At 63.8% G+C, this 17,646-nt stretch carries 13 protein-coding genes; 7 read left to right on the forward strand and 6 right to left on the reverse strand.

The window, feature by feature from the left end; all coding sequences use genetic code 11:
- Window positions 1-92: 92 nt before the first annotated feature.
- Both oadA and J7302_RS14095 read right to left on the reverse strand, forming a co-directional pair.
- Window positions 93-1,898, reverse strand: coding sequence for a sodium-extruding oxaloacetate decarboxylase subunit alpha (gene oadA / locus J7302_RS14090; RefSeq protein ID WP_215375535.1), 1,806 nt, complete (start codon window positions 1,896-1,898; stop codon window positions 93-95).
- 16 nt (window positions 1,899-1,914) lie between these two features.
- Window positions 1,915-3,330, reverse strand: coding sequence for an acetyl-CoA carboxylase biotin carboxylase subunit (locus J7302_RS14095; RefSeq protein ID WP_215375538.1), 1,416 nt, complete (start codon window positions 3,328-3,330; stop codon window positions 1,915-1,917).
- A gap of 193 nt (window positions 3,331-3,523) precedes the next feature.
- Between J7302_RS14095 and J7302_RS14100 the strand changes: the two genes are divergently transcribed.
- Entirely contained in the window at window positions 3,524-4,486 is a 963-nt protein-coding gene (locus J7302_RS14100; protein WP_394359090.1) for a LysR family transcriptional regulator, read from the forward strand.
- Here the strand turns inward: J7302_RS14100 and J7302_RS14105 are convergent.
- Together J7302_RS14105 and hexR are read right to left on the reverse strand one after the other, a co-directional pair.
- On the reverse strand, window positions 4,428-4,643 hold the full coding sequence (locus J7302_RS14105; protein ID WP_215375541.1) for a PA3496 family putative envelope integrity protein: 216 nt from the start codon (window positions 4,641-4,643) through the stop codon (window positions 4,428-4,430). The two genes, J7302_RS14100 and J7302_RS14105, sit on opposite strands and share 59 nt — an antisense overlap.
- Window positions 4,644-4,800: 157 nt before the next feature.
- A complete protein-coding gene (gene hexR, locus J7302_RS14110; RefSeq protein WP_215375544.1) occupies window positions 4,801-5,667 on the reverse strand; it encodes a transcriptional regulator HexR in 867 nt (288 codons plus the stop codon).
- A 175-nt stretch (window positions 5,668-5,842) separates the two neighbouring features.
- On the opposite strand from hexR, the gene zwf reads away from it, so the two are divergent.
- Both zwf and trhP read left to right on the forward strand, forming a co-directional pair.
- Window positions 5,843-7,267 (forward strand): glucose-6-phosphate dehydrogenase, encoded by a 1,425-nt coding sequence (zwf, locus tag J7302_RS14115; RefSeq protein ID WP_251702082.1) that lies wholly within the window; start codon window positions 5,843-5,845, stop codon window positions 7,265-7,267.
- Between the two features lie 324 nt (window positions 7,268-7,591).
- The gene (gene trhP, locus J7302_RS14120) at window positions 7,592-8,941 is read left to right on the forward strand and encodes a prephenate-dependent tRNA uridine(34) hydroxylase TrhP (RefSeq protein WP_215375550.1); all 1,350 of its coding nucleotides are present in this window, start codon (window positions 7,592-7,594) and stop codon (window positions 8,939-8,941) included.
- A gap of 105 nt (window positions 8,942-9,046) precedes the next feature.
- Here trhP and J7302_RS14125 read toward each other — a convergent pair whose 3' ends face one another.
- Window positions 9,047-11,923: a GGDEF domain-containing phosphodiesterase gene (locus J7302_RS14125; protein ID WP_251702083.1), complete on the reverse strand. Its 2,877-nt coding sequence runs from the start codon at window positions 11,921-11,923 to the stop codon at window positions 9,047-9,049.
- A gap of 212 nt (window positions 11,924-12,135) precedes the next feature.
- On the opposite strand from J7302_RS14125, the gene uvrD reads away from it, so the two are divergent.
- From uvrD to J7302_RS14140, 3 genes are all read left to right on the forward strand, one after another.
- The gene (gene uvrD, locus J7302_RS14130; protein WP_215375556.1) at window positions 12,136-14,316 is read left to right on the forward strand and encodes a DNA helicase II; all 2,181 of its coding nucleotides are present in this window, start codon (window positions 12,136-12,138) and stop codon (window positions 14,314-14,316) included.
- Window positions 14,317-14,506: 190 nt separating this feature from the next.
- The gene (locus tag J7302_RS14135) at window positions 14,507-15,082 is read left to right on the forward strand and encodes a TetR/AcrR family transcriptional regulator (RefSeq protein WP_215375559.1); all 576 of its coding nucleotides are present in this window, start codon (window positions 14,507-14,509) and stop codon (window positions 15,080-15,082) included.
- A gap of 112 nt (window positions 15,083-15,194) precedes the next feature.
- Window positions 15,195-16,046: a Tim44 domain-containing protein gene (locus J7302_RS14140; RefSeq protein ID WP_215375562.1), complete on the forward strand. Its 852-nt coding sequence runs from the start codon at window positions 15,195-15,197 to the stop codon at window positions 16,044-16,046.
- A 502-nt stretch (window positions 16,047-16,548) separates the two neighbouring features.
- Here J7302_RS14140 and J7302_RS14145 read toward each other — a convergent pair.
- A complete protein-coding gene (locus J7302_RS14145; protein ID WP_215375565.1) occupies window positions 16,549-17,013 on the reverse strand; it encodes an aminoacyl-tRNA deacylase in 465 nt (154 codons plus the stop codon).
- A gap of 222 nt (window positions 17,014-17,235) precedes the next feature.
- On the opposite strand from J7302_RS14145, the gene J7302_RS14150 reads away from it, so the two are divergent.
- Complete coding sequence (locus J7302_RS14150) at window positions 17,236-17,643, forward strand: SMI1/KNR4 family protein (protein ID WP_215375568.1); 408 nt, start codon at window positions 17,236-17,238, stop codon at window positions 17,641-17,643.
- Window positions 17,644-17,646: the final 3 nt, after the last annotated feature.

Consider the following 17,646-nt stretch of genomic DNA (forward strand, 5'->3'; position numbering starts at 1 on the left):
CTGACTGTCAACTCGCTCTGCCCCCAGATTCCGCGAAGAACCACAAAAAAGGGGAGCCTCACGGCTCCCCCAGGGACTTGCTCTTTCGCGGGTCAGACGATTTCCACCAGGACTTCGCCCGGGTTCACCCGGTCGCCCTTGGCGACATGGATGGCCTTGACGGTACCGGCGATGGGCGCCTGGACCTCGGTTTCCATCTTCATCGCTTCGGTGATCAGCACGGCCTGGCCTGCCTTGACCTTATCGCCTTCCAACACCAGCACTTCGACGATGTTGCCCGGCATGGTGGTGCTGACGTCACCCGGTGCGCTGGCGCTCTTGCGCTTGTTGCCTGCACCGGCGACGAACTCGTTGAGCGGCTCGAACACCACCTCTTCCGGCATGCCGTCGATGGACAGGTAGAAGTGGCGCTTTCCATCGGTCTTCACGCCGACGCCGGTGATATCGACCCGGTAGCTTTCGCCGTGCACGTCGACGACGAACTCGGTCGGCACGCCCTCGCCTGGAGCGGTCTTCACGCCACCGGCTTCAGGGATCGGCAGCAGCACTTCCGGGGTCAGGGTGCCGGCAGCACGCTCCTCGAGGAACTTGCGGCCGATGTCCGGGAACATGGCGTAGGTCAGTACGTCTTCTTCGGACTTTGCCAGGCTGCCGATCTCGCCGCGCAACTTGTCCAGTTCCGGCTTGATCAGGTCGGCCGGACGCACGTCGATGACTTCTTCGTTGCCGATTGCCTGGCGGCGCAGCTCTTCGTTGATCTCACCGGCCGCCTTGCCGTAGCGACCTTGCAGGTAGAGCTTCACTTCGTTGGTGATGGTCTTGTAACGCTCGCCGGCCAGCACGTTGAAGAACGCCTGGGTGCCGACGATCTGCGAGGTCGGGGTCACCAGCGGTGGGTAGCCGAGATCGGCACGCACGCGCGGGATCTCTTCCAGCACTTCGTTCATGCGGTTGAGTGCGCCCTGCTCCTTGAGCTGGTTGGCCAGGTTGGAAATCATCCCGCCCGGCACCTGGTTGACCTGCACGCGGGTGTCGACGCCGGTGAAGTCGCTCTCGAACTGGTGGTACTTCTTGCGCACGGCGTAGAAGTACAGGCCGATCTCCTGGATCAGTTCCAGGTCCAGGCCGGTGTCGTACGGGGTGCCACGCAGGGCCGCGACCATCGATTCGGTGCCCGGGTGGCTGGTGCCCCAGGCCAGGCTGGAGATGGCGGTATCGATGTTGTCGGCGCCGTTCTCGATGGCCTTCAGCTGGCACATGCTGGCCACGCCAGCGGTGTCATGGGAGTGGATGAACACCGGCAGGCTCAATTCGGCCTTCAGTGCCTTGACCAGCTCGCCAGTGGCGTACGGGGTCAGCAGACCGGCCATGTCCTTGATGGCGATGGAGTCGACGCCCATGGCAGCCATGGCCTTGGCCTGGCTGACGAAGGCATCGATGGTGTGCACCGGGCTGGTGGTGTAGCAGATAGTGCCCTGGGCATGTTTGCCGGCAGCCTTCACCGCCTCGATGGACACACGCAGGTTACGCACGTCGTTCATCGCATCGAAGATGCGGAAGACGTCGATGCCGTTGACCGCGGCCTTGGCCACGAAGGCACGCACTACGTCGTCGCTGTAGTGACGGTATCCGAGCAAGTTCTGCCCGCGCAGGAGCATCTGCAGGCGAGTGTTGGGCAGGGCAGCCTTGAGTTGGCGCAGGCGCTCCCACGGGTCTTCCTTGAGGAAGCGCACGCAAGAGTCGAAGGTGGCGCCGCCCCAGACTTCCAGGGACCAGTAGCCGACTTGGTCGAGCTTGTCGCAGATCGGCAGCATGTCTTCCAGGCGCATGCGGGTGGCCAGCAGGGACTGGTGCGCGTCGCGCAGGATGGTATCGGTAACGGTGATCTTCTTGCTCATGGTCTGAATCCTTCCCCTACAGGCCGGCGTGGGCGGCAATGGCGGTGGCGATGGCGATGGCCAGGTGCGACGGGTTGCGCTTGATCGAGTACTGGGTCAGCTCCGGATGGCTCTCGACGAAGCTGGTGTTGAACTCGGCGCTGCGGAACTCGGGGTCGCGGAGAATTTCCTGGTAATAAGGCGCAGTGGTCTTCACGCCCTGTACGCGCATGTCGTCGAGCGCGCGCAGGCCACGGTCCAGAGCCTCTTCCCAGGTCAGTGCCCAGACGATCAGCTTCAGGCACATGGAGTCGTAGTACGGCGGGATGGTGTAGCCGGTGTAGATCGCCGTATCGGTCCGCACACCTGGGCCGCCAGGGGCATAGTAGCGGGTGATCTTGCCGAAGGATGGCAGGAAGTTGTTCTTCGGGTCCTCGGCGTTGATGCGGAACTGCAACGCAAAGCCGCGGTGGATGATGTCTTCCTGCTTGACCGACAATTCCAGGCCCGAGGCAATGCGGATCTGCTCGCGGACGATGTCGATGCCGGTTATTTCCTCGGTGATGGTGTGTTCCACCTGCACGCGAGTGTTCATCTCCATGAAGTACACCTCGCCTTCGGCAAGGAGGAACTCCACGGTACCGGCGTTCTCGTAACCCACGGCCTTGGCCGCACGCACGGAGAGGTCGCCGATGTAGGCGCGCTGCTCGGGGGTGAGCTGCGGGCTCGGTGCGATTTCGATGAGCTTCTGGTTGCGGCGCTGGATCGAGCAGTCGCGCTCGAACAGGTGCACGGTGTTGCCGAAGCTGTCGGCCAGCACCTGCGCCTCGATGTGCTTCGGGTTGACGATGCACTTCTCGAGGAACACTTCGGCCGAGCCAAAGGCCTTGGTGGCCTCGGAGATCACCCGTGGGTAGGCCTGTTCCAGTTCCTCACGGCTGTTGCAGCGACGGATACCGCGGCCACCACCACCGGAGGTGGCTTTGAGCATGACCGGGTAACCGATGCGCTCGCCCTCGCTCAGGGCCTCTTCGAGGTCCGCGACGTTGCCTTCGGTGCCGGGAGTGACCGGCACGCCGGCCTTGATCATGCTGCGTCGGGCTTCGGTCTTGTCACCCATGCGGCGGATCACTTCCGCGCTTGGTCCGATGAACTTGATCCCACGCTCGGCGCAGATCTCCGCCAGTTCAGCGTTCTCCGAGAGGAAGCCATAACCCGGGTGGAGGGCATCGCAGCCCGTCTCGACCGCCAGGTTCACCAGTTTGCGCGGATTCAGGTAGCCGGCCAGCGGGTCGGCACCGATGCTGTGGGCTTCGTCGGCACGCTTGACGTGCAGGGCGTGCCGGTCGGCATCGGAGTAGATGGCCACCGAGCGGATACCCATCTCGGCGCAAGCGCGCACGATGCGGACGGCAATCTCACCACGGTTGGCGATCAGGATTTTCTTGATCACGAGCTTTCCCTCGACCAAGTGAACAGGCGAACGGCAAGGCCGGTCGGCGGGTGACCGCAGATCGTGTAGCGGTCGCGTCATTACCCTACGCCGCAGACGTGATTACCCCAAATCAATAATTATTGGGGTATCCATTAGGATTGGCTTATAGTTGCCGCCACGCCCCATTCACAGAGGCCCCAGACCCATGCGAATGCGCAAGACTTTGCTGCGAATGACCCTGCGCCAGCTACAGGTTTTCCGTGCCGTGTTCGAGAGCCGCTCCTACAGCCGTGCGGCGGAGGAGATGGCCCTGACTCAACCGGCCGTCAGCCTGCAGATCCGCCAGCTCGAGGAGCTGGTGGGCCAACCGCTGTTCGAATACGTTGGCAAGAAGCTCTACGTGACCGATGCCGCCGAAGCATTGATGCGCGCCAGCAGCGATATTTTCCAGCGCCTGGCCAGCCTTGACATGCAGCTTTCCGACCTCCAGGGCTCGCTGCAGGGGCAGCTCAACCTGGCGGTGGAATCCAGCGCCAAGTACTTCGCGCCACACCTGTTTGCTGCGTTCAAGGAGCAGCATCCTGATGTCAGCCTGAGCCTGGTAGTGGTGAACCGCGCCCAGGTGATCAAACGCCTCTCGGACAATCGCGATGATCTGGTGATCATGTCCCTGGTCCCGCAGGACATGGCCCTGGAGTTCCTGCCCTTCCTGAACAACCCCATCGTCGCCGTAGCGCCGCCCACGCATCCGCTGAGCAGTGCTGCCAAGCTGGCGCTCAAGGACCTGGAGCCTTATACGCTGCTGGTGCGCGAGGCCGGTTCCGGCACACGCAAGGCCTGCGAGGAATACTTCCAGCAGAAACGCGCGCACTTCGCCCAGACGATGGAAGTGGCCTCACTGGATGCGCAAAAGGAGTGCGTGGTTGCAGACCTGGGGATCGCCCTGCTGCCTCGCCACGCCGTCAGCCTGGAGCTGGCCACCGGCTTGCTGCGCGAGCTGCCGGTAGAGGAGTTGCCACTCTACCGCAGCTGGTGTGCAGTGCACGCCAAGGGCAAGCGGCTGTCGCCGGTTGCCCAGGCATTTCTAGCCTTTATCCGCGAAGAACGCGCCCAGATCAGCGCGCTTTCCCACCGGTTTTCCGGCGCACTGCCTTTGACGACAACAGGTAGTTAGCAGCGATGAGCTCGGGGTAATCCGACAGCTCCATCCGTAGGCGCCGCTGTTCGCAGTGGTCCTCGATGGCGCGACGAAACTGCATGCGTCGCTGGTCTTCCAACTTGCGTCGGGCCTTGCTGTCCAGGTGGATGAGGTCGTCGTGAGCACGGTTCATGGCGTTACTCCCTGGGTCGATGCGGTAAGGGCAGCATCCCCCGGGCTGGTTACGCTTTCGCGGCAGCTCAATGAACCTGTGGTGAAGGCAAGGTTTCAGGCGATCGACCGATACCTCGACTGCGCGCGGCTTCTGGCGTCCGGTCGTGCCGTCACACTCAATCCTCGGCGGCTTTCACCGACTTGGGCGACAGGCGCAGGCTACGCAGGCTGCGCTTCACGCTCTTGAGGTGGTTGACCAGGGTTGGGCCACGCGCCATGGCAACGCCCATGGCCAGCACGTCGATCACAACCAGGTGGGCAATACGCGAGGTCAGCGGCGTGTAGATCTCGGTATCTTCCTGGACGTCGATGGCCAGGTTCACCGTGGCCAGGTCAGCCAGCGGGGTTTGGCTCGGGCACAGGGTGATCAGCGTCGCACCGGCCTCACGAACCAGGTTGGCGGTGATCAGCAAGTCTTTCGAACGACCCGACTGGGAGATGCAGATGGCCACATCGGAAGGCTTCAGCGTGACTGCCGACATCGCCTGCATGTGCGGGTCGGAATAGGCCGCCGCGGTAAGCAGCAGGCGGAAGAACTTGTGCTGGGCATCCGCCGCCACCGCGCCGGACGCGCCGAAGCCGTAGAACTCCACCCGTTGGGCTTGGGCGCAGGCAGCGATGGCGCGCTGCAGGGCTTCCGGGTCAAGTTTCTCGCGCACCTCCATCAGGGTGTGCAGCGTAGTGTCGAAGATCTTCAGGCTGAAGTCGGCGACCGAATCGTCTTCATGGATGGCGAACTGGCCAAAGCTGGCACCGGCAGCCAGGCTCTGCGCCAGTTTCAGCTTGAGGTCCTGAAAGCCGCCGCAGCCAATGGCGCGACAGAAGCGCACGATGGTCGGCTCGCTGACCCCGACACCCTGGGCCAGGTCAGCCATGGAGCTGTGCATCACCGCAGCGGGATCGAGCAGGACGTGATCGGCGACTTTCAGTTCCGACTTGCGCAGCAGGTGGCGCGACTGGGCGATATGTTGCAGCAGATTCACAGGGCAGGCTCTGTCTGGAAAGAGGGTTTGCCGTCTGCTCCGATCCTGTTTCGAGCCGCAACTCGGTTATGATCGGCGGACATCGGGCTGTAGCGTGCTTGTAGTTATACTACATGAGCCGCTTTCCCGCCCACTTGAACCGTGCACGGAGAGCGATTTGACTACCCTTTGTGACATGCTCGTCTTCGGCGGCACCGGTGATCTGGCCTTGCACAAACTGCTGCCAGCCCTCTTCCACCTGCATCGTGACGGGCGCCTGCACCCGAAGATGCGCATCCTGGCCCTGGCCCGCAACGCACTCGACCGCCAACGTTATCTCGCCCTGGCCGAACGTCACTGCCGCGCCCAGGTGGCCCGTGCCGATTTCTCCAGCGAGGCCTGGCGCAGTTTCTCCGAACGCCTCGACTATTTCGCCATGGACGTTTCGCAAAGCGCCGACTTCGGCCGCCTGGCCCGCTACCTGGGGCCGGACCAGGGCTGCGGTCGCGTGCACTACCTCGCGACCGCACCCCATCTCTTCGAGGACATCGCCGCGCACCTGGCCATCGCTGGGCTGGCCGGCCCGCAGTCACGCATCGTGCTGGAAAAACCCATCGGCCACTCGCTGGAGTCGGCCCGGGCGATCAACGCCGCCATCGGCAAGGTGTTCGACGAGTCCCAAGTCTTCCGCATCGACCACTACCTGGGCAAGGAAACGGTGCAGAACCTCATGGCTCTGCGCTTTGCCAACGCGCTGTTCGAGCCGATCTGGCGAGCCGGGCACATCGACCACGTGCAGATCAGTGTTTGCGAAACCCTGGGTGTTGAGAACCGCGGCGCCTACTACGACCGCTCCGGAGCCATGCGCGACATGGTGCAGAACCACCTGCTGCAGTTGCTCTGCCTGGTGGCCATGGAAGCGCCGGTGCGCTTCGATGCCGAGGCGGTGCGCAACGAGAAAGTGAAGATCCTCGAGGCGCTGCAACCCATCTCCGGGCTCGACGTGCGCGACAAGACGGTGCGCGGCCAGTACAGCGCCGGCAAGATCGGCGGGCAGGAAGTGCCGGCGTATTACTTCGAGAAAAACGTCGACAACGACAGCGATACCGAGACCTTCGTCGCCATCAAGGCAGAGATCGACAACTGGCGCTGGGCCGGCGTGCCGTTCTACCTGCGCACCGGCAAGCGCCTGGCGCGCAAGTATTCGGAGATCGTCATCCAGTTCAAGCCCGTGCCGCACCGACTGTTCGCCGATGGTGAGGCCAATTGCCTGCTGATCCGCCTGCAACCCGAAGAACGTATCAGCCTGCAACTGATGGCCAAGACACCGGGCAAGGGCATGCGCCTGGAGCCTGTCGAGCTGGACCTCAACCTGGCCCAGGCCTTCAGTCGGCAACGCCGCTGGGACGCCTACGAACGCCTGCTGCTGGATGTGATAGAGGGCGACTCGACCCTGTTCATGCGCCGCGACGAAGTGGAAGCCGCCTGGCGCTGGGTGGACCCGATCCTCGAGGGCTGGCACGAGTATTACCAGAGCCCCCGCCCCTACGCGGCCGGCACAGCGGGGCCGGAGCAGGCCCACAGCCTGCTGGAACTGCATGGACGGCAGTGGCATGACTGAACAGGCAACAGCGGATTGACGTAGGAGCGAGCTTGCTCGTGAAAGCCTGACGCCCCCCTTCGCCGGCCAGCTGGCTCCTACGGGCATTGCGCCGGTTCAATACCGCCCTCGCACGGCCAATCTGGATCGCAGAATCGGTTGAGCGGACGTAGCAGAGACCGAGACCTGGATGTTGTAGGAGCGAGCTTGCTCGCGAAAGCGAATCCCCCCTTCGCGAGCAAGCCCGCTCCTACAGGCGAAGCTCACCTGGAATTGCTCTGGAGCAATAACGGCCCGAGCGGTTCTCCCTAGAATCCGCGGCTTTGCGTTCCGCCGAGCCCCGCCATGCACAGCCTCCAAGCCCCCGAACTGCTCTCCCCCGCCGGCTCCCTGAAAGCCATGCGCTACGCCTTCGCCTATGGCGCCGACGCCGTGTATGCGGGCCAGCCGCGTTACAGCCTGCGGGTTCGCAACAACGAGTTCGACCATGCCAACCTGGCCTTGGGCATCGCCGAGGCCCACGCGCAGGGCAAGCGCTTCTACGTGGTAGTGAACATCGCACCGCACAACGCCAAGCTGCGCACCTTCCTCAAGGATCTGGAGCCGGTGGTGGCGATGGGGCCGGATGCGCTGATCATGTCTGATCCGGGCCTGATCATGCTGGTTCGCGAGCACTTCCCGCAGATGCCGGTCCACCTTTCAGTGCAGGCCAACGCAGTCAACTGGGCCAGCGTCGAGTTCTGGCGTCGCCAGGGCCTGACGCGGGTGATCCTCTCTCGTGAGCTGTCGCTGGATGAAATCGGCGAAATCCGCCAGCAGGTCCCCGGCATGGAGTTGGAGGTGTTCGTCCATGGCGCGCTGTGCATGGCCTACTCCGGACGCTGCCTGCTGTCCGGCTACCTCAACCATCGCGACCCCAATCAAGGCACTTGCACCAATGCCTGCCGCTGGCAGTACAGCGCGCAGCCGGCCGTGCAGGACGAGCACGGCGAACTGGTTCCCACCACACAGCCGACCCTGGGCTGCGGCACGCCCAGCGAGCGCCTGTTCCTGCTGGAGGAAGCCAACCGACCCGGCGAGCTGATGGCCGCCTGGGAAGACGAGCACGGCACTTACATCATGAACTCCAAGGACCTGCGTGCCGTGCACCACGTCGAACGGCTGATGCGCATGGGTGTGCACTCGCTGAAAATCGAAGGCCGTACCAAGTCGCATTTCTATGTCGCGCGCACGGCCCAGGCCTACCGCAAGGCCATCGACGATGCCGTCGCGGGTCGCCCGTTCGACCGAAGCCTCATGGAAGACCTCGAGTCCCTGGCCAACCGTGGCTACACCGAAGGATTCCTGCGCCGCCACGTGCACGACGAATACCAGAACTACGAGCACGGCTATTCCCTGTCGGAACGCCAGCAGTTCGTTGGTGAGCTCACTGGGGCATCCCGCCACGGCTTGGCAGAAGTGCGGGTGAAAAACCGATTTGCGGTCGGCGACCGGCTGCAGCTGATGACCCCGGCCGGCAACCTGGACTTCCGCCTGGACGCCCTGGAAAACCGCTTTGGCGAACGCCAGGTGGTCGCACCGGGAGACGGCCATACCCTCTACCTGCCGCAACCGGTCGGTATGGACCTGGATCATGGCTTGCTGCTGCGCTACTTCGGCAGTGGCAACAGCCGCACGCCACAGGTGGCCCGGTAGGGCCGGTCACGCTTGATCGAGCCACCACGGTTGCCCGGCCGAGCGCCGCTGCTGGATGTGAAAAGCGCCATCCTCCCTACGCTGGGCCCGTGCATCTGCGGGCCCTCAGCGCCAGGGGGCCGTGGCCTGCTCCCTGACCAGTCGCGCAAATTGCGGTGCCTCCACCGGAGGGCTGATCAGGTACCCCTGGATCTCGTCGCAACTCTGGCTCCTGAGGAAGTTGAGCTGTTCCTGGCTCTCGACACCCTCGGCCACCACCTTGAGGTCAAGGCTATGGGCCATGGCGATGATGGCGCGGGTGATCGCCGCGTCCTCGCTGCCCACAGAGAGGTCGCGGATGAAGGTCTGGTCGATCTTCACGTAGTCCACCGGGAAGCGCTTGAGGTAGCTGAGTGACGAGTAGCCGGTGCCGAAATCATCGATGGCCAGCTTCACCCCCAACTGGCGTAGCTGGTGGAAGGTGGCGATGACGTTTTCCACATTCTCCAGCAGGTGGCTTTCGGTCAGCTCTAGTTCCAGCAGACGCGCCGGCAGGCCGTTCTCCTCCAGCACCTCGCGCACCAGGCTGGTGAGGTTGCCCTGGCGCAGTTGGTGCATCGACAGGTTCACCGAGACGCGGATGTCCGCCAGCCCCTGGCGCTGCCACTCGCGTGCCTGCTGACAAGCCTGGCGCAGCACGAACTCGCCGATGGGGGCGATCAGCCCGGTTTCCTCGGCCAGGCCGATGAAGTCCCCCGGCGGCACCAGACCCTGTTGTGGATGACGCCAGCGCACCAGCGCCTCGGCGGCGTTCAGGCCGTTGTCAGCGAGGTTCAGCTTGGGTTGGTAGAAGACCTCCAACTGACCTTCCTCGATGGCCTTGCGCAGCTGGTTTTCCAGTTGCAGGCGCTCCAGGGTGCAGGCCTGGAGGTTGTCGGTGAAGAACTGGAAGGTATTGCCGCCCAGGTGCTTGGCATGTTGCATGGCCATGTTGGCTTGGCTGATCAGGGCGGAAATGTCGCGGGCATTGTCCGGCAGCAGGCTGATGCCCAGCGAGCCGCTGATCACCAACTCATGGCCACCCACGGTCATCGGCATGCGCAGCTTGCCAAGCAAGCGACTGGCTTGCCGCGCCAGGCTGGAGAGGCTGCCATAGGCATCCAGCAGCACGGCGAACTCGTCACCGGATATCCGCGCAATGGTGTCGGCTTCGGGCACCGCTTGGGTCAGGCGGCGGCTGACCTGGCGCAGCAACTGGTCGGCCACATCATGGCCGAGGCTGTCGTTGAGCACCTTGAAACGGTCAAGGTCGATGTGCAGCAGGGCCAGGCTGCGCCCGCTCTGGCGTGAACGCTGGCTGGCTTCCAGCAGGCGATCCTTGAACAGGGTGCGGTTGGCGAGCCCGGTCAGCTCGTCATAGCTGGAGAGGTAGCGCAGGCGTTCTTCCGCCTCGCGGCGTGCGGTCAGATCGGCGAAGAAGCCCACGATATGGCTGACGTTGCCCCGCGAATCTCGCACCACATTCAGCTGCAGCCATTGAGGGTAAAGTTCGCCGTTCTTGCGGGCGTCCATCAGCTCGCCGCGCCAGCTGCCGGTCTCCTCCAGTTCCTGGCGAACCTGCAGATACTGGCGACGAGCCTCGCGGCTGCCAATCAGCCTGGCCACGCTCTGGCCCTGCACTTCATCCTGACAATATCCAGTGAGCTCGCTGAAGGCCTGGTTCACCTGAATCAACCGGTACTCCGGATCGAGAATGACGATGCCTTCGCTGGCCGCCTCGAATACCGTGGCAGCCAGGCGCTGCTCTTCTTCGCGCGCCTTGCGCGCAGTGATGTCACGGCGGGTGCCGAGCATGCGCAGCACGCGACCCTCGGCGTCGCGCTCGACCCCCCGCCCGCGGTCCTCGAGCCACACCCAGCGGCCGTCGCTGTGGCGCACCCGGTAATCGATGGAGTAGCCGTCGGTACGGCCTTTGAGGTGCTCGACCAAGGCCCGGCGCAATAGCGGCAGATCGTCGGGATGCAGACGCGGCTTGAGGTCGCTGAGGACCCGGGTAACGTCCTCCTGCTGAATACCGAAGATCTCCTGCAGTTGCGAGTGGTGCACCTCGTCGGTTTCCAGGTTCCAGTCCCACAGGCCCAGTTCGCTGGCTTCCAGGGCAAGCGCCAGGCGCGCCTCGCTCTTGCTCAGGGCATGGCTGGTATCGGCCAGCTCCAGGGTGCGCTGCGCAACCCGCATCTCCAGCTCGGCCTGGGTGCTACGCAACTCGCGTTCAACCCGGCGGCGTTGCTCCACTTCCCGCGCCAGCTCTTCGTTCAGGCCTTCGGCGCGGGTCTTGGCATGCTCCAGGTTGAGAATCAGCGCCTGGTTCTGAAAACGCTGCAGCAGGCTGCGCAGCACCAGCCGATTGACCTGGAGAGCCACCACCATCAGGGCAATAAGCAGGATCAGCCCGAGCAGGCCCCAGCCCTGCTGCAGTGGCGCATCGCTGAGCAGCAGGTAGCCGATTGAAGGCACCAGGCATGGCAGGGCAAAGGTCAGGAAGGCCGAGAGGCTGACGGCATAGGCGACACTGGCGGAGAGGATGGCGGCGGCGATCAGCCCATAGACCACCGCCTGCTGCAGGAAGGCATCGGGCGGCACCAGGGCGACGGCAGCAAAGGCCAGGGTCAGGCCGGAAGCACCGGCCCCCAGCAGGAAGGTGCGTCGCCAGTAAGGGCCGGCCTGCAGCGACGGCAATGCGTCCTTGAACGCCGCCACCTGGGTCAGGCGCAGCACCGCCAGCAACACCAGCCAGGCGAGCCAACCGCCCAGCAGCAGGCGGTTACCGGGCTGCCACAGGAGATAGGCACAGACCAGGCCGTTGAGCAGCATGAACAGGGTCGGCACCTGCGAACCCTGGTAAAGCAGGCGTGTGCGTTCGGCAGCGATGTCCGTGGCGAACTGCTGACGGATGTCACGAGTGTCGGCGTACGCAGGGAGCGGATTGGACAGCATTGGCATAACGGTCATAGGCGCTTTTTTTGTATTGGATCTGCCTAAGCGAGGCCCGGAGCTTACCCGAGCGAATCGGTCAGCCAAAGCTTTATGTGCGAGGTTTGGCTCGGTTGCTGTCCAACTTTCGGCGAGTCTCGGCTGCTCTAATCTGCGACCGTCCGGCTGACCGTCCAGTCGTCGGTTTGCCCTCCCGCACCCCCTGTCCCTAAAATGCCGCGATGCGCGACGATCTCTCCCTACTCCTGAACTCCCTCAACGATGCCCAACGCCAGGCCGTAGCGGCCCCGCTTGGACGTCAACTGGTGCTTGCCGGCGCCGGTTCCGGCAAAACCCGCGTGCTGGTGCACCGCATCGCCTGGCTGATCCAGGTGGAGCAGGCCTCGCCGCACTCGATCTTGTCGGTGACCTTCACCAACAAGGCTGCCGCGGAAATGCGCCAGCGCATCGAGCAACTGCTGGGCATCAACCCGGCTGGCATGTGGGTCGGTACCTTCCACGGCCTGGCACACCGCTTGTTGCGCGCCCATTGGCAGGAAGCCGGGCTGGCCGAAAACTTCCAGATCCTCGATGGCGACGACCAGCAACGCCTGGTGAAACGGGTGATCCGCGAACTGGGCCTCGACGAACAGCGCTGGCCTGCACGCCAGGCCCAGTGGTTCATCAACGGGCAGAAGGACGAGGGCATCCGCCCGCAACACATCCAGGCCGGCGGTGACCTGTTCCTCGGCACCATGCTGAAAATCTACGAGGCCTACGAGGCCGCCTGCGCCCGCGCCGGCGTGATCGACTTCTCCGAGCTGCTGCTGCGCGCCCTGGACCTGTGGCGCGACCGTCCGAGCCTGCTGGAGCACTATCAGCGGCGCTTCCGCCATGTGCTGGTGGACGAGTTCCAGGACACCAACGCCGTGCAGTACGCCTGGCTGCGACTGCTCGCCCGCAATGGCGAAAGCCTGATGGTGGTGGGCGACGACGACCAGTCCATCTACGGCTGGCGCGGCGCGCGGATCGAAAACATCCAGCAGTTCTCCAGCGACTTCGCCGATGCCGAGGTCATCCGCCTGGAGCAGAACTACCGCTCCACCGCGAGCATCCTCAAGGCTGCCAACGCCCTGATCGCCAACAACCAGGGCCGCCTCGGCAAGGAGCTCTGGACCGAAGGCGAAGACGGCGAGCCGATCGGCCTCTATGCCGCCTTCAACGAGCACGATGAAGCGCGCTATGTGGTGGAAAGCATCGAAAGGGCGCTGAAAGACGGCCTGGCGCGCAGCGAAATTGCCATTCTCTATCGCTCCAACGCCCAGTCGCGGGTGCTGGAGGAAGCGCTGCTGCGGGAAAAGATCCCCTACCGCATCTACGGCGGCCAGCGTTTCTTCGAGCGTGCCGAGATCAAGAACGCCATGGCCTACCTGCGCCTGCTCGACGGTCGCGGCAACGATGCGGCGCTGGAGCGGGTGATCAACGTGCCGGCGCGCGGTATCGGCGAGAAGACGGTCGAGAGCATCCGCGAGTTTGCCCGCGTCAATGAAGTCTCGATGTGGGAAGCGATGCGCCTGATGATCGCCAACAAGGCCCTGCCCGGTCGCGCCTCCAGCGCCCTGGCGGCCTTCATGGAGCTGATCGAGAACCTCGCCGCCAAAGTCCTCTCGATGCCGCTGCACCTGATGGCCCAGACCGTCATCGAGCAGAGCGGCCTGATCGCCTACCACAAGGACGAGAAAGGCGAGAAAGGCCAGGCCCGGGTCGAGAACCTGGAGGAACTGGTCAGCGCCGCCCGTGCCTTCGAGAACAACGAAGACGACGAAGAGCTCAGCCCGCTGCAGGCCTTCCTCAGCCACGCCTCGCTGGAAGCTGGTGAAACCCAGGCCGACGCGTTCGAGGACAGCGTGCAGCTGATGACCCTGCACAGCGCCAAGGGCCTGGAATTCCCCCTGGTGTTCCTGGTAGGCATGGAAGAGGGCCTGTTCCCGCACAAGATGAGCCTGGAAGAGCCCGGCCGCCTTGAAGAGGAGCGCCGCCTCGCCTATGTCGGCGTCACCCGCGCCATGCAGCGCCTGGTGATGACCTACGCCGAGACCCGCCGCCTCTATGGCAGCGAGACCTACAACAAGGTCTCGCGCTTCGTCCGCGAAGTGCCGCCGCAGTTCATCCGCGAAGTGCGCCTGAACAACAGCATCAGCCGGCCGATGGGTTCGGGCGGTCGCAGCGGCTCGATCTTCGCCGGCGCGGAAGTTCCGGAAACGCCGTTCTCGCTGGGCCAGCGTGTGCAGCACGCGCTGTTCGGCGAGGGCACCATCCTCAATTTCGAGGGCGCCGGCGCCCAGGCCCGCGTACAGGTGAAGTTCGAAAGCGAAGGCAGCAAGTGGCTGATGCTGGCCTACGCCAAGCTGCAGCCGCTCTGATCCGGTAACTCGTAGCCACGTCGGGAGGATGTCGCTTTTCACATTCACGAGCGACGGCCTGGTCGCATGCCACTGGTGGACCGATCAAGCGCAATACCCGACAACCTTGCCTGACAGGCGCCATGGCCGCCCGTCAGGTGCACCTGCCACCTCCCGCACCTTGGCCATACTGAGGTGCGGAGGTAACGCCATGGCTCGCGCGCCCAGCGCCCAACAGATACTCGACAGCGCCCTGCGTCTCGCCGACACGTGCGGTTGGGAACGCTTGCACCTGTTCGACGTCGCCAACGATCTCGGTGTCGGCCTGGACGCCATCGCCAAGCACTTCGCGCAAAAGGACGACCTGGTGGAGGCGTGGTTCGACCGTGCCGACAAAGCCCTGCTCGTACGCGGCGAAGCCAGTGACCTGGCGGCCCTGAGCCCGGAGAAACGCCTGGAGGAACTGCTTATCGCCTGGCTGAAGAGCCTCGGCGGGCACCGTGCCGTGACCGGGCAGATGCTGCTCTACAAGCTGGAACCCGGGCATATCCACCTGCAGGTGCTCGGCGTGCTGCGTATCAGCCGTACCGTGCAGTGGTGGCGGGAGGCGGCGCGGCGGGAAACCCTGCACCTCAGCCGAATCATCGAAGAAGGGCTGCTGACCACCGCCTATCTGCGCACCTTCATTCACTGGCTGCGCCATCCGCAGGAGGATGATGCCGACCTGCGCGCCTTGCTCCGCCGTCAACTGCGCTGTGGGCCGCTGGCCTTGCTGTTGCGCGAATGAACATCCGCGTCGGGCCTGTCCGACAAAATCCCGAAACACTCTGCCACTAGCCATCGTCAGCGCGACTGTGCAGCATGGCGCGCGTAGATTCATAACCAAGAGAAGCCCTGTGATGCGCCGATTTCTCAGTATTGCCCTGGCCCTTTGCGTCGGCCTGACGCTCAGCCTGGATATCAACGCCGCCAAGCGTATGGGCGGTGGCAAGTCCTTCGGCTCCGCGCCGACTCACCAGACCCGCCAGGCACAACCCGCCCAGGCCCCGAATGCCGCCACCGCGCCGGCCGCTGGCCGTCAGCCCGCCGCTGCCAGCGGTGCTTCGCGTTGGCTCGGTCCGCTAGCCGGCATCGCCGCAGGCGGCCTGCTGGCGTCCATGTTCATGGGCGACGGCTTCGAAGGCATGCAGATCTTCGACTTCCTGATCATCGGTTTGATCGCCTTCCTGCTTTTCCGCTTCCTCGCCGCTCGCAAGCGCCAGCAGCAAGGTCACCCGGCCGTTGCGGGTCATGCGCCATTCCAGCGTGAAATGCCGCAGCAGCAGGCGCCTATCTTCGGCAGCACCGCCCCGACGGCCCAACCGGCGCCAGCCTTCAATGCCCCGAGCTGGTTCAACGAGCAGCGTTTCATCGAAGCCGGTCGCGAGCACTTCATGGCCCTGCAACAACACTGGGATGCGGCCGAGATGGACAAGATCTCCGAATTCGTCACTCCGCAGATGCTCAGCTTCCTCAAGGAAGAGCGCGCCAGCCTGGGTGATGCCTACCAGTCCACCTACATCGACAACCTGCAGGTCCAGCTGGACGGCATCGACGAACTGGGCGACAAGACCGTCGCCACCCTGACCTTCAACGGCGTATCCAAGTCTTCCCGCTTCGACCAGGGTGAAGGCTTCAGCGAAAGCTGGCGCATGGAGCGTGTGCACGGCGACAACCAGCCCTGGCTGCTGGCCGGCATCCGCCAGAACTGATTGCGCAGCGGTTCACGAAAACCCCGGGCTTGCCCGTAGTGCTGTTCACATAAGAAAAAACGCCGCTTTTCCTTCAGCAGGAGGGCGGCGTTTTTGGCTTTACATCATCACGAAGTTGTTTCTGTTGGGCAGTTATCTCTCCTACGGGGCCTTCAGATTGGTAGCCCGGATGAAATCCGGGAAAAGTCCAGCCGCTGCACCCGGATTCATCCGGGCTACGAGGTGGCAGACTGCTCCGAAGGCCGATCACGCCCCTCCTCATATGCGCTGCCGCCAATGCCTAAGTGAACAGCATTACGGGCTTGCCCGGGGGTTTTCTATGGCTATCTCCATCCCACACGCAGCCCACGTTTAGCCCAACGGCGGCCCCGACAGTGCGCTGAAGAGCGGAGTGCCGTCCGGCTCGCCCTACGAGGCCATGCGCTTTCCGCGCCGCCAATGGCGGCAGGCAATCGACCGGCGGAAGTAGAAGCGCGCCGGCACGGGCGGCGGCTTCACACCCTTAATGGCAGAGCTCGCAGACTTCGGCATCGGGCACCAGCTTGAGGAACTCGTCCATGCGCATGTGCACCAGGTTTTCGTGATCCCCGGACTCCATGTAGATGTCTTTCTGCCGGGTCAGTGTCGGGTCCACCAGCATGTTCATCCCATAAGGCTCGCCCACCGCCGGTACGGCGCCCAGTTCGCAGTCCTTGAACAGGCCACTCAGGGTTGCCTCATTGGTGAGTTGCCATTGCCTGGCGTCCTTGCGCACCTTGCCGACATCAAGATGGCGGCTGGCAGGCACTACTGCCATCAGGAAGTGGCCATGGCGGTCATCGAGGATGACCGATTTGGCCAAACGTTCTGCGGGAATGTTGGCGACCCGCGCCGACTCAAGGCTGGTGGCCGAGTGCGGGTGCGGGACCAGATCGAACTGACAATGCGCACGCTCCAGGCTGCGCTGCAATGTAGCGGCCATTCGCATGATGCACCTCCTGTGGATAAGCAGATTTTCGGGCTTGATTGAGCAACGTTGTTTCAGTGCTCAAAGTTTAGACAGCAGGAACAGGCCAGGCTGGAGCGCTTGGTGCTGAAAAAGCGCGCCAACCGCAGCTCCTGGCCTAAGCCTGCGCAGTGCCGATGTGCGTTTCACCCCGAACGCCGGCTACTGTATAAAGCGCATCCCAAACCATGAGGGCCTGTTGCCGTGGAAGAAGTCATCGAACAGCTGCGCGAACTCAATGAGACGGTGCCCGTTCCCCTGGAGCTGCCGGACGAGGAACTGCTGGTGGAGATCGAGGAGCAGCTGCTGATCAACCTGCCCTTCGAGCTGCGCGAGTTCCTGCTCAAGGTCAGCGATGTGGTCTACGGTCGTCTGGAGCCGGTGACCGCCACCGATCCGCAGTCCCATACCTATCTGCCCGAGGTCGCGGCCGTTGCCTGGGATCTGGGTGTACCCCGCGACCTGGTGCCGCTCTGTCAGGATGGCCGCGATTACTATGTGGTCGACGGCGAAGGCGAAGTGCTGCTCTGGTCCGGAGAAAAAGGCGAACTCACCGACGAAAGCTGGGACTCGGTCTGGCACTGGGCTCGCGACGTCTGGCTGACGAGCTGAGCC

Origin of the sequence: Metapseudomonas boanensis (genome assembly GCF_018704125.1) — a bacterium.
Taxonomy (GTDB): domain Bacteria; phylum Pseudomonadota; class Gammaproteobacteria; order Pseudomonadales; family Pseudomonadaceae; genus Metapseudomonas; species Metapseudomonas boanensis.

Excerpts from the sequence above, each read along its gene's own strand:
- oadA (WP_215375535.1), bottom strand. The coding sequence starts at position 1,898 with ATGAGCAAGAAGATCACCGTTACCGATACCATCCTGCGCGACGCGCAC.
- J7302_RS14100 (WP_394359090.1), top strand. The coding sequence starts at position 3,524 with ATGCGCAAGACTTTGCTGCGAATGACCCTGCGCCAGCTACAGGTTTTC.
- J7302_RS14105 (WP_215375541.1), bottom strand. The coding sequence starts at position 4,643 with ATGAACCGTGCTCACGACGACCTCATCCACCTGGACAGCAAGGCCCGA.
- zwf (WP_251702082.1), top strand. The coding sequence starts at position 5,843 with ATGCTCGTCTTCGGCGGCACCGGTGATCTGGCCTTGCACAAACTGCTG.
- trhP (WP_215375550.1), top strand. The coding sequence starts at position 7,592 with ATGCACAGCCTCCAAGCCCCCGAACTGCTCTCCCCCGCCGGCTCCCTG.
- J7302_RS14125 (WP_251702083.1), bottom strand. The coding sequence starts at position 11,923 with ATGCCAATGCTGTCCAATCCGCTCCCTGCGTACGCCGACACTCGTGAC.
- uvrD (WP_215375556.1), top strand. The coding sequence starts at position 12,136 with ATGCGCGACGATCTCTCCCTACTCCTGAACTCCCTCAACGATGCCCAA.
- J7302_RS14135 (WP_215375559.1), top strand. The coding sequence starts at position 14,507 with ATGGCTCGCGCGCCCAGCGCCCAACAGATACTCGACAGCGCCCTGCGT.
- J7302_RS14140 (WP_215375562.1), top strand. The coding sequence starts at position 15,195 with ATGCGCCGATTTCTCAGTATTGCCCTGGCCCTTTGCGTCGGCCTGACG.
- J7302_RS14145 (WP_215375565.1), bottom strand. The coding sequence starts at position 17,013 with ATGCGAATGGCCGCTACATTGCAGCGCAGCCTGGAGCGTGCGCATTGT.